This is a genomic window from Streptomyces sp. NPDC111606 (assembly GCF_055656945.1).
Genome location: NZ_JBVKBY010000025.1, coordinates 42,973 through 53,057, shown reverse-complemented (window position 1 = coordinate 53,057; position 10,085 = coordinate 42,973). Strand labels below are relative to the sequence as shown.

General features: G+C 67.8%; 9 protein-coding genes and 2 pseudogenes. 3 read left to right on the top strand and 8 right to left on the bottom strand.

Annotated features, from left to right (window positions below):
* Positions 1-91: 91 nt before the first annotated feature.
* Entirely contained in the window at positions 92-502 is a 411-nt protein-coding gene (locus ACZ7M7_RS44115; RefSeq protein WP_472127401.1) for a VOC family protein, read from the bottom strand.
* Between the two features lie 175 nt (positions 503-677).
* Between ACZ7M7_RS44115 and ACZ7M7_RS44110 the strand changes: the two genes are divergently transcribed.
* A complete protein-coding gene (locus tag ACZ7M7_RS44110) occupies positions 678-1,262 on the top strand; it encodes a GNAT family N-acetyltransferase (RefSeq protein WP_472127399.1) in 585 nt (194 codons plus the stop codon).
* Between the two features lie 194 nt (positions 1,263-1,456).
* On the opposite strand, the gene ACZ7M7_RS44105 is transcribed toward ACZ7M7_RS44110, so the two are convergent.
* The 3 genes and pseudogenes from ACZ7M7_RS44105 to ACZ7M7_RS44095 form a co-directional block, all read right to left on the bottom strand.
* Complete coding sequence (locus tag ACZ7M7_RS44105) at positions 1,457-1,744, bottom strand: hypothetical protein (RefSeq protein WP_472127397.1); 288 nt, start codon at positions 1,742-1,744, stop codon at positions 1,457-1,459.
* A 61-nt stretch (positions 1,745-1,805) separates the two neighbouring features.
* Positions 1,806-2,252, bottom strand: coding sequence for an ATP-binding protein (locus tag ACZ7M7_RS44100; protein ID WP_472127396.1), 447 nt, complete (start codon positions 2,250-2,252; stop codon positions 1,806-1,808).
* Positions 2,253-2,472: 220 nt separating this feature from the next.
* Positions 2,473-2,607, bottom strand: a pseudogene (locus ACZ7M7_RS44095) (CsbD family protein); the annotation flags it as partial.
* Between the two features lie 97 nt (positions 2,608-2,704).
* On the opposite strand from ACZ7M7_RS44095, the gene ACZ7M7_RS44090 reads away from it, so the two are divergent.
* Complete coding sequence (locus tag ACZ7M7_RS44090; RefSeq protein ID WP_383614707.1) at positions 2,705-2,875, top strand: hydrophobic protein; 171 nt, start codon at positions 2,705-2,707, stop codon at positions 2,873-2,875.
* A gap of 58 nt (positions 2,876-2,933) precedes the next feature.
* Here ACZ7M7_RS44090 and ACZ7M7_RS44085 read toward each other — a convergent pair.
* A pseudogene (locus tag ACZ7M7_RS44085) lies at positions 2,934-3,597 on the bottom strand (GNAT family N-acetyltransferase).
* On the bottom strand, positions 3,590-3,949 hold the full coding sequence (locus ACZ7M7_RS44080) for a hypothetical protein (protein ID WP_472127394.1): 360 nt from the start codon (positions 3,947-3,949) through the stop codon (positions 3,590-3,592). The pseudogene ACZ7M7_RS44085 and the gene ACZ7M7_RS44080 overlap by 8 nt, the downstream one beginning before the upstream one ends.
* A 343-nt stretch (positions 3,950-4,292) precedes the next feature.
* On the opposite strand from ACZ7M7_RS44080, the gene ACZ7M7_RS44075 reads away from it, so the two are divergent.
* Complete coding sequence (locus ACZ7M7_RS44075; protein WP_472127392.1) at positions 4,293-5,801, top strand: DUF4246 domain-containing protein; 1,509 nt, start codon at positions 4,293-4,295, stop codon at positions 5,799-5,801.
* 272 nt (positions 5,802-6,073) lie between these two features.
* Here ACZ7M7_RS44075 and ACZ7M7_RS44070 read toward each other — a convergent pair whose 3' ends face one another.
* Together ACZ7M7_RS44070 and ACZ7M7_RS44065 are read right to left on the bottom strand one after the other, a co-directional pair.
* On the bottom strand, positions 6,074-7,003 hold the full coding sequence (locus ACZ7M7_RS44070; RefSeq protein WP_472127390.1) for an ADP-ribosylglycohydrolase family protein: 930 nt from the start codon (positions 7,001-7,003) through the stop codon (positions 6,074-6,076).
* A 69-nt stretch (positions 7,004-7,072) separates the two neighbouring features.
* The gene (locus ACZ7M7_RS44065) at positions 7,073-9,823 is read right to left on the bottom strand and encodes an AAA family ATPase (protein WP_472127388.1); all 2,751 of its coding nucleotides are present in this window, start codon (positions 9,821-9,823) and stop codon (positions 7,073-7,075) included.
* Positions 9,824-10,085 lie beyond the last annotated feature (262 nt).

Here is a 10,085-nt window from a genome sequence, read left to right as displayed (position 1 = left end):
GACGCACTCCAAGACTTGCTGAGGTGCTGGACCGGCACCTGCAGCACCTGCGGCCGCCCCCTCGCCAGAAGCAGAACCTAACGAAGCACTACTAGTCGCGCTTGGGCCAGATCGGTCCCTGGTCGGTCCAGATGACGCCCTTGTTGCGGCACAGGCAGAAGGGGTGGCCGATCGGGTCGGTGTAGACCTGCCAGCCGTAGCCGTCGGGGCCGATGAAGTCCTGCCTCAGCGTCGCGCCGAGGTCGAGGACGCGGCGCTGCTCGGACTCGATCTCGTCCACTTCGAAGTCGAGGTGGAACTGCTTGGGGTGCTCGCTGTCGGGCCACTGCGGAGCGCGGTAGTCGTCCACCCGGATGAATGCCAGCTCGATCTCGCCGAACTGGATGCCGGCCCAGTTCTCGGAGCTGCCTTCCTTGATCGGACGGCCCGTCACCTCGGAGTAGAAAGCCGCCAGCTTCATCGTGTCCGGGCAGTCGACAATGAAATCGGTGAGTCGCAGCATCCCGCGATCTTGTCACAAGCTCACACCCGACTTCTGGACAGGCCCTAAGCAACTCCGCTGAGGTGTGGGAACAGAAAATTCCTGAGGGCTTCGCCCCCAGACCCCGTTCACCAGGGGCGGCCCGGCATCGGATATTCGGTGTTCTGTCGGCCCATGGGGACTCAAGATGGTGCGCATGACTTTGGCCACCCCCATATTGCACACCGCTCGCCTGCGACTGCGCCCCTTCACCGAAGCCGACGCGGACCCCCTGTTCGCGCTGCACAGCAGCGCCCACGTGCTGCGTTATTGGGACTCCCCGCCGTGGACCGAGCGGGCCCGGGCCGATCGCTTCATCGCGATGTGCCGGAAGTTGGAGGATGAAGGGACCGGGGCGCGGGTGGCCATCGACCGTGCTTCTGACGGGGCCTTCGTCGGCTGGTGCGGTCTGACCGGATGGAACCCGGACTACCGCAGCGCGTCGTTGGGCTACGTCCTCGGCGATGCGATGTGGGGCCACGGCTACGCGACGGAGGCCGCGCACGCCCTGCTGCAGTGGGCATTCGACACACTGGACCTGAATCGAGTTCAGGCCGAGACCGATACGCGCAACGTGGCATCTGCCCGGGTCCTGGAGAAGATCGGATTCGTGCGTGAAGGAACGTTGCGGGAAGACTGCGTCGTGAACGGCGAGGTATCCGACTCGTGGGTGTTCGGGCTGATCAGGCGAGAGTGGCGGCCGTCGGCCGTGCCGATTCCAACCCGTGAAGAGCGGCGTTAGTCCGTTTCCGGTAGAGGCCGCGTCCTGGTTGAGTGAGGAAGTCTTGACGGGTGAGGCGTCCAAGGCGGCTGCGGGTGACGTTGATGGCCGGGTCGTCGGTGGGCATGCTGAGGTGTCCGTGTAGATCGCGGACCCGGAGCGCCTGATCGGAGTGGGTGTGTTGAAGGCGTTCAGGATGACCTGGTAGGCGGTGGTCAACTCGGGCGGTTCGGATTCGATCCCTGTCGGGGCGAGTCCCACAGTGGCCTTCCGGTCGTGACGAGTTCCGTCAGACGCGCCTCGGTCTCGGCCTGAGTGGCATTCAAGTGCTGCATCTGGTCGCGCAGTTCGCTGGCACCCGGCGCCGCCGCGGCCTCGTCCTGCCGGGCCTGGAGATCTGCCAGCGTTCGACGACGCCACGCGGTCGCCACACCGCCCTGGAACGTACGCGGCGAAGAACGGGGCAGGCGGTGATCGTCGGCCCGGGCCGACGCCCCGGGCATGCGGGCACGCTCACGCCTATCGACGGACCAGCGGGGGCGCTTCTGTTACCGCAGATGTGCACTAGTTGGCGAGCTTGCGCAGGTAGAAGTGAGCGGCGACTTGCTTGCCGGTGTCCAGGGCGATCGTGTGCAGCCGGTCGCACAGCCGGGTCACCAGGCGCAGGCCGTGCCCTCCGACGTGGCGGGCGTCGTGCGTTCGCAGTTCGGGCGGGCGCGGGGAAGTGTCGCTTACGGTGATGCGCAGCAAGGCGGCGTCGGGTGTGACTTCGAGCGTCAGGCGACCCGGGCCGGGTGCGTGGCGCAACGCATTGGTGAGCAGTTCGCTGACGATGAGTTGGGCGTCCTGGCCAGACTGGTGGTCGGGGTCGTAGCCGGCCCGGGTCAGCAGCGAGCGTACGGCCGCGCGGGCTTCGGCCAGCGATGTGTCCGTGTGCCAGGCGGTGCTGTATCGCAGGGGCGTCGCAGGGTCTCGTTCGTCCGCTGCCCGATTGTCTAGCGGGGTGACCATAGAGCTCTTCCCGTGGGTCGTTCCTTGTCGTTATCGAGGTTGTAGCTATCGCCTAATTACGCGTACCCGCTGTCGCCTTGTTCATGACGCGCCCTCGGTAAACGGGCGCGATGCCGACTAGGTCTTCGGAACCTTCCGACGACGCGGTTGCTTGCTGCATTGAGAAGGGCCTTCCTGGATTGTTTCCGGAAAGCCCCTTCTGCATGGGAAGGGGCGTACGTCAGGGCTTGAAGGCGTCCTTGGCCCTATCTTTGGCCTTATGGGCGTCGCCCGTGCTCTTCTCTGCCTGCCCCTCGGCGGCCATGCGGTCGTTGCCGATGGCGTTTCCCAGGGCCTCCTTAATCTTGCCCTTGGCCTACACTCGTGCCCCGGCCTCCCCTTCATAAACGAGGCGCTACGCGGGAATGAGCGGTGAATGTCGGGGCAGTCGGAGGGGCAGGAGGTCGTTAACTATGGTTCCTCTGCTTCTTGTTCTGCTTCTCGCGGTAATCCTTTTCGGCGCCGGCTTCGCCGTCAAGATCCTCTGGTGGGTGGCCCTTGCCATCCTGGTGGTGTGGCTGCTCGGCTTCGTCATGCGCTCCACCAGCGCCGGCGGTGGCCGCGGCCGCTGGTATCGATGGTGACCTGACTTCGTGCACACCCCTTCGTGGGACCGGCCGTCTTGACGGCCGGTCTCTACGGTTATGCCAGACGAACGCGGGAACGGGGCGCATCAGCCCAGGGCGAATGCCGTCGGCCTCGACCAGCTCTTCCCTCTTCTTCCTGACAGCCACGCCGCACCCAGCCCTGACCACCAGAGCGCAGCGCACTCAAACGAAATGAGAAAGGTGCGGGGTCTCCTGCGAGTCGCAGCAGCGGCTTGCCCGCCTTGTGACCGACGACCCCGTAACCGGCGTTGAGGTAGTAGGCGTTCAGGGCGGCGTTGCCGGCCAGGCAGTCCAGACGCACGAATTCCCGCCCGCCGCGGCAACGCGGCTCTCCGCAGCCCGTAGCAGAAACGGCCCCATCCCCGGCTGGGCGCTGCTGCGGTCCCCCATCAGTCGACGCACAAAGCCCGCCACCGGCGGCTGCGGTCCCCAGGCGTCCCTGTCCTCCCGCCACAGCTCCCATGCCCGTCCATGCGGCCGTCGGCCTGGGCGAGCCAGACCTCGCCACTCGCCATGGTCTGGCGGAAATGATCCTCGTTCAGCTGGCCGGGCTGCCACTGGCCAGTGATGCCCCGGGCGGGCATCCACCGGGCAGCGTCGTCGCGCAGACGAACGAGACTGGCGAGCGGAAAGCCCGCTCCTGCGACGCGCAACGAGACTGATCCTTCGTCAGCAGTGGTAACTGTCAGGTCACTCAGCGAGCAGCACGCCGAAAACCCAGAAGAAGAGCAGCGGCACGCTGGTCACCACTCCCATCATGACGAAACGCCCGCGAGCCCTGCGCCGGCGCGCGACCAGCGCCACCATGAACCCCGCAACCGGCGCTGCCACCGCACTGATCACCGCAGTCAGCGCGAACACGAGGCCGAACTGGTCCCGCACCACCGGAAACCCCAGCCTATGGGCGATCGGGGGAGTCACCAGGATGAAAGGCGCGGTCACCCACCACCATGACAACACTGTGATCACCCGATCCACCGGAGAGCGCGCGTGCTCATCCGGAGGCACATCACTGGAACGTTGGTCCGGAGCGGCAGTGGCAGGTGGCATGCTCAAATCATAGGTAGCCCTGGAATGCGGCAGCGGGCAGCGAGCACGAGATCTGGAACATGCCTCCAGCCGACCGGCTCCGGACGCAGATGGGCTCGAACCCACATCGGCTCGGGGCTCACCTCGTGTGGCCGGTGGTTAATCGGCGGTGGCCTGCCTCTCGCGCCAATGCTGACGAGGAGCCCGGGTTTGGACAGGTGTGTTTCCTGGATCGGGTCCATGCCTGTCAGCACCTGGCTCCAGGCCCTCCCTGGCTGCCGGGCCATCGATGACAGGAGCTGCTGTGTCAGTGCGCTGACGTATCCTTCCGGCTGCTGTACACCGACTGGGAGGATCAAGAGAGTTGACTGGCCTGTCTGCTTTCCCGCTGCCTTTTCATGCTTCCCGTTCCATAGCGTTCGCGACACCGCGAACGCTGCGGGAGCTTCAGATGATGCAGTGCAGCGCCCACATTCGGGCGAAGCCGGGGTGGTTCGACAAGATGAACGACGCCGAGATCGTCGCCAGGTGGACCAAAGAAGCGGTCGCCCAGGGTCTTACCGAAGCCCAGGTTCGTTACGTGCTTGCCGAACTCGCGCATTACGCCGCACTGCGGGACGAACGAACCGGTGTCGAGGTCTCCGCCGTCGACGGGGTGTGGCAGTCGGACACGCTGGTCGACAACGAGCTCAGAACCCGGCTGCGCGAAGCGGTTCGGGTTCTGGAAGAGGTCCCCGAAGCGGAACGTGACTGGCATCCCGGATCTGATGGACAGGTGCTGGATCTGGTTCATCCCTCACTGTTCTGCCTTGTGCGCGCGGTGAGTGGCGCGCCCGAGCGGGCTTGGCAGAACCCGACGGACCGCTATTCGCGGTACGAATTCTCGGAGAAATTCCAGTGGTTGCCCACTGACGTCGACGTCAGTGACGACGGCGATGTCGTCTTCCGTTCGTACGTCAACAACGTCCACCCCGAATCGCATCGTGAACTGGTCTCCGTCCTACCGGACTTGTTCGCGCGCGTGCGCCCGTTGCTGGAGAACGTGCTCACCGACCTGCGCCATCCACGGCTCCTGCGGATCGAGGCCGATCCCTACGGATGGTACGACTCGAAGCCGGAGTACCCGGACAAATCGACCTACAGTGATGATGGTGCCTATTACGAAGCTGTCCATGCTTGGGGAGAGGCGCAGGACGACTGGTGGGAAAACCGCCGCCCGGTCATCCCGGACGCCCCGGCTTTCACCTCGCCCGAGTTGCCCGATGACTCTGCCCGAGTCGACCTGCGCGGCCGCCGCCTTCAGGTAATTGTCAAGCTGGCCACCATTCATCTCACCCCGGACAAGCCCGAGTACCCCGGCGGTTCCTGGCATGTCGAGGGGATGATGAACGAACGGATCGTCTCGACCGGCATCTACTACTGGGACAGCGAGAACATCACCGAAAGCCGGCTGAGTTTCAGGGCGGCTCTCGACGACCCGGCCTATGAACAGAACGACGACAACGGTCTGCGTGAGGTCTACGGCCTGGAGGACGAGGACGAACTGAATCAGACGCTGGGATCGTCATCGACCCCAGCGGGCCGCTGCCTGGCGTTCCCGAACATCCTGCAACACCGCGTCGGCTCGTTCCGCCTCGCGGACCCGACCCGCCCGGGACATCGTAAAATTCTCGCGTTCTTTCTGGTAGACCCGTCGGAAAAGATCGTTTCGACCTCGGATGTGCCACCGCAACAGCCATGGTCGCCCACCTCGACCATGACGCTGGAACAGGCCGAGAGCTACCGCGAACAACTCATGCAGGAACGGAAGTTCTTCGTCGACGAGCACAACGAGCAGCTCTACGAACGAGAGTTCTCCCTCTGCGAGCACTGAGGAGCTTCGCCGCACGCCGCGCTCTCTGACCCGCACCGCCCCCGGTCAGAGATGAGCCGCTGATGTCCGGGGCGGGGAGAGCGCCGGGCGGGGGTCCGTGTACGCGACGGGCTGATGAACAGGGTGGTGTCGGCGGCGCAGCCGGGCGCGTAGCGGTTCAGCGCACCGGTTGATCGCCGCCGACGCGCACGCCGAGTACAGGGGTGGGGTTCTCGGCGAGGCGCAGCCCTCGGCGGTGCCGGACCGCGTCTCGTATGCCATCAAGACCCGGTTCAGCCTCCGAGGCAGTGTGCGAGGTGGAGCAGGTCCGTCAGGTGCAGCACCCGCCCATCGAATCCTGGGAGGGGTATGTGGAGCGGCTGGGTCCAGTGGGCGGGGATCGCATCCAGTCCGTAGTACGCCCCCGCGAGGCCTCCGGTCACCGCGGCGACGGTGTCCGTGTCACCGCCGAGGTCGATTGCCGCACGTACGGCGTCTTCGAAGCTGGTGGTGCTGCGCAAAGCCCAGACGGCGGAGCCGAGACAGGGCCAGACGGCCCCGTTGAACTCCGTGGCCTGATCGGGGTGCCAGTCGGGCGCGAGGACGGTGGTGTAGCGGGCGCGGTGGTCGGGGTGGACGAGGGCCACGACGTCCGGGAGCGCGGTGAGGGGGTCGGTGTCCTCGAAGGTGACGCGGATGAGTTCGTGGAAGATCGCGGTGCCTTCCCATGCCGCGCGGTCCCCGTGGGTGAGGGCAGCGATACGGCGGGCCGCGTCCATGGTGGCTTCCTGGCCGGCGGCCGCGAAGTGGACCGCGGAGGTCGATGCCCGCATCAAGGAGCCATTTCCCGCTGCCCGTTGGTTGACCTGGAAGTGGATCGCGGCGGCGAGGTCCCAGGGCATGCCGTTGGTCAGGACGTCCTCGGTCTGCAGGCCGATGTCTTTCGGTTCTGATGCTGCCCACCGCTGGAAGCGGGTGAAGATGTCCGGCAGATCCAGTCCGCTCTGTTCCAGCAGGGACTCAGCGATCAGGATGGCCATCTGTGTGTCGTCAGTCGCCTCGCCGGGGTCCCAGCCACCGCCTCCACACATCTCGCTACCGGCACCAGGCGTGGGAAACCGTGCGGAGAAAGCTCCCTGGGGGCCGAACTCGAAGGGGCCGCCCAGCGCGTCGCCCACCGCTGAGCCGACGATCGCGCCGGCGGCCCGCTGAATCCGCTGCATCGGCGCAGGTTATCTGTGCCGCGCCGACGGCCGCGCGGCCCTATTCCTTTTCGGTGATGGCGCTGGCCTTTACACCACGTCGCCCCCGGACAGGGCCGCGCTCAGCGCGCTGCGCCGGTGGATGCCCAACTTGCGGTAGCAGTGCGTCAGGTGGGTCTCCACGGTACGGCGGGCCAGATGCAGCAGATCCGCGATCTCCGCGTTGGTGCGTCCTCCTACGGCCAGTTCGGCGATACGGCGCTCGCTGTCGGTGAGCGAAGCAGCACCGGTTCGCGTCGTCGGACGACGCGCGCCGCCCGCCCGCAGCGCCTCCTCCGCCAGAGCCCGTAGCCGTATCGCGCCAAGGCGTTCGGCCAGCCTGGCCGCCTCACGCAGGACGTCGCGGGCGCGGGACGACTCGCCCGACGCGGTCAGCTGACGGCCCAGTGCCAGCAGCGCCGCCACGAGTTCCGGTCCTGCCGGGCCGCCGCGCAGTAGCCGTACCGCCTCCTGGGTGAGGTCCATGCCCCGGCGCCCGCCGGTCGCGGTGCCGAGGACCCGCAGTGCCCGGCCCACCGTGCGGGGCGTGTTCCACACTCGGGCCAGGCGCAGCTCCTCCTCGGCCAGGGCGAGCGCCTCGCGTGGGACACCCAGGGCCAGATGGCACTCGGCGGCGGCCGTGCGCCAGGGGGTGACGACCGGGCTGAACTCCTCCCGTGCCGACTGGCGGCGCCCGCACTCCAGGAAGTCGTGCAGGGCTCCCGCCAGGTCACCGTTCGCGGCGCGCTGTTCCCCGCGCGCGTACAGGAATCGGTTCAGCTCCGAGGACTCCGGCGCCGTCCGCAAGTCGAAGCCGTCGGCGAGGCGTTCGGCCTCGGCGAGGCGGCCCGTCTCCACGAGTGCCGACAGGGCATGGGCATGGGCGTGGGTCGGGCCCGCGGCGGCGGGCGGCGGGTCGGCCAGTAGGTGCGTGTAGTCGGCCCGTGCCGCGACGATGTCCATACGGGCATTGAGCAGCGCCTCGTGCATGGGGTGCAGGATGTCGGGCCGTTGCCCGGTCAGACCGCGCTCCACCAGCCGTTCGGCCTCGTCGAGTTCGTCGGCCCACTGTGCGACCACGGCGGCCGTCCCCAGCAGGTACGGCTCGGACAGCGGGTCGGCCGGTTCCGACAGCAGCCCGCGCAGGCGCAACATCGCTTCCGTCGCCGAGCTCCGACCTGCCGTGACCGCGTATTTCACCAGGAACGCGTGACCGGCCGTGCTGATCGTCTCCGGCGAGTGCTCGGCCACCTCGGCCAGCCGCTTGTACGCCTCCTGCCGCACCAGTTGTTCCTTGTCGGACAGTTGTAAGAACGCCTGCCGCAGGATGCGTATCAGGTCGGGACGGTCGGCGAGCGAGTCGTACAGCGAGCGCAGCACCTCGACCCCCTCGCGAGTCCGGCCACGGCCGGTCAGCGCCGTCCCCAGGGCGACCGCGGCGCGCACCCGTTCCTGCGGTGGCCCGGGCAGCCGCAGCGCCTCGGTGAGCCTGAGGATCGCGGCCGAGGAGCCGGGCACCGCGTACTCCAGTGAGCCCAGATCGGTCAGCAGGCGTTGTCTGTCCTCATCGCAGAGGGGTTCGTCCAGAGCGCGGCGCAGGAAGGCCACCGCGTCCTCGATCTGCCCCTCACGCAACGCCAGTGAAGCGGCGTCCTGAAGCACCGGCAGTGTCCAGGGCGCGCCCACCACGTCGGTGAGCAGCAGTTGACGGGCGACCAGCTCGCTACAGACACCGCGGTGCAGCATCGCCTCGGCGGTCGTCCGGTGCGCGGCACGCCGCCGGTCCGCGGGCACGCCGGTGAGCACCGCGTCCCGCAGCAGCGGATGGGCGTAGCGGGCGCGGCCCATGGCGTCGAGGCACAGGAGTCCGAGGCCGGTCATCGCGGTGATCCAGCCCGCGACGCGGGCTGGGTCGGCGCCGGAGAGTTCGGCGAGGAGCGACGGGATGTGGAGGACGGGGACCCCTCGGCTGAGGGCGGGTCCGTGGTCCCAGCCCTCGTCCAGGATCGCCAGCGTCCGCGCTACCTCCGCGGTACCCGGCCCGGCACAGTCGAGCCACCACTGCACGGCCGCCGGAAACCCGCCCGGATACAACGCCGCCGAGGTGTCCGGCACGACCGGGTGAGTGCCGTCGGAGAGATCGTCCAGCAGGGCCCGCAGCAGCAGCGGGTTGCGCGCGCCTGCCCGTACGCAGTCCTCGATCCAGGAGTCGTCGGCGTCCGGGAAGGCCGAACGCACCTCTGCGGCGGCCGAGTTGTCGGACAGCGGGGTCAGGGTGTGGGTGGTGACCAGGGCAGGGGAGAGGCTGTGGGCGAGGCCCGGTGCGGGCGGGTCGACGTCGTACTGGCTGCGCTCGGTGGCCGCCAGGACGATCGGCACCTGGTCCATGAGCCGTGCGGACTCCACCAGCCAGCGGCGGGACGCCGGGTCAGCCAGGTGCACATCGTCCACGGTGACCAGCACCGGCGACTGCTCCGCGTAAGAGCGCAGCACCCGTCGCAGCTCGGCGCCGATCGCCCGTTCATCGCCGCCCCGGGCAGGAGCGAGGAACTCGGATGCGGGGCACAGGAGTTGACGGACCGTGACGAAGGGGATCCCGGAGTCGCCGGCGGAGCAGCGAGCGCGCAGCACCTGCATGCCGTGGGCGGCGGCTTCCTCGGCGGCGGCCTCCAGGACCGTGGTGCGGCCCGTGCCGGTGGCACCGCGCACGAGAACCAGACGACCGGTTCCCGCATGAGCGCGCTCGGTTGCGGCGGCCAGCAGCTGTGCTGCTTCCCGTAGTGCACATGCCGGTCGGGACATCCCTGCCTCCTCGTGAGGACGTGAGCGTCCTCACTCACGAGGACGGAGTGCGCCGGACATCGGTGGCGTGACCCCCACCGTGAGAAGAACCACCATGATCGCGCACGTGTGCGAGGGAACCGGGATGTCGCTTCCGCCATCACGTTCCCACTGTCGTGGTTCCGGGCCGGACGATCTCGTGGTCCGTGTCGTGGTGGTCCACGATTGCGCTGGTCACGAGGGTCACATGAGGGTGAACAGCCTCCACCCGCCTCTGACCCAC

Bases quoted from the DNA above. Each gene is read 5' to 3' on its own strand.
- ACZ7M7_RS44070 (WP_472127390.1), bottom strand. From the start codon at position 7,003: ATGCAGCGGATTCAGCGGGCCGCCGGCGCGATCGTCGGCTCAGCGGTG.
- ACZ7M7_RS44090 (WP_383614707.1), top strand. From the start codon at position 2,705: ATGGTTCCTCTGCTTCTTGTTCTGCTTCTCGCGGTAATCCTTTTCGGC.
- ACZ7M7_RS44110 (WP_472127399.1), top strand. From the start codon at position 678: ATGACTTTGGCCACCCCCATATTGCACACCGCTCGCCTGCGACTGCGC.
- ACZ7M7_RS44115 (WP_472127401.1), bottom strand. From the start codon at position 502: ATGCTGCGACTCACCGATTTCATTGTCGACTGCCCGGACACGATGAAG.
- ACZ7M7_RS44100 (WP_472127396.1), bottom strand. From the start codon at position 2,252: ATGGTCACCCCGCTAGACAATCGGGCAGCGGACGAACGAGACCCTGCG.
- ACZ7M7_RS44065 (WP_472127388.1), bottom strand. From the start codon at position 9,823: ATGTCCCGACCGGCATGTGCACTACGGGAAGCAGCACAGCTGCTGGCC.
- ACZ7M7_RS44080 (WP_472127394.1), bottom strand. From the start codon at position 3,949: ATGCCACCTGCCACTGCCGCTCCGGACCAACGTTCCAGTGATGTGCCT.
- ACZ7M7_RS44105 (WP_472127397.1), bottom strand. From the start codon at position 1,744: ATGCCCGGGGCGTCGGCCCGGGCCGACGATCACCGCCTGCCCCGTTCT.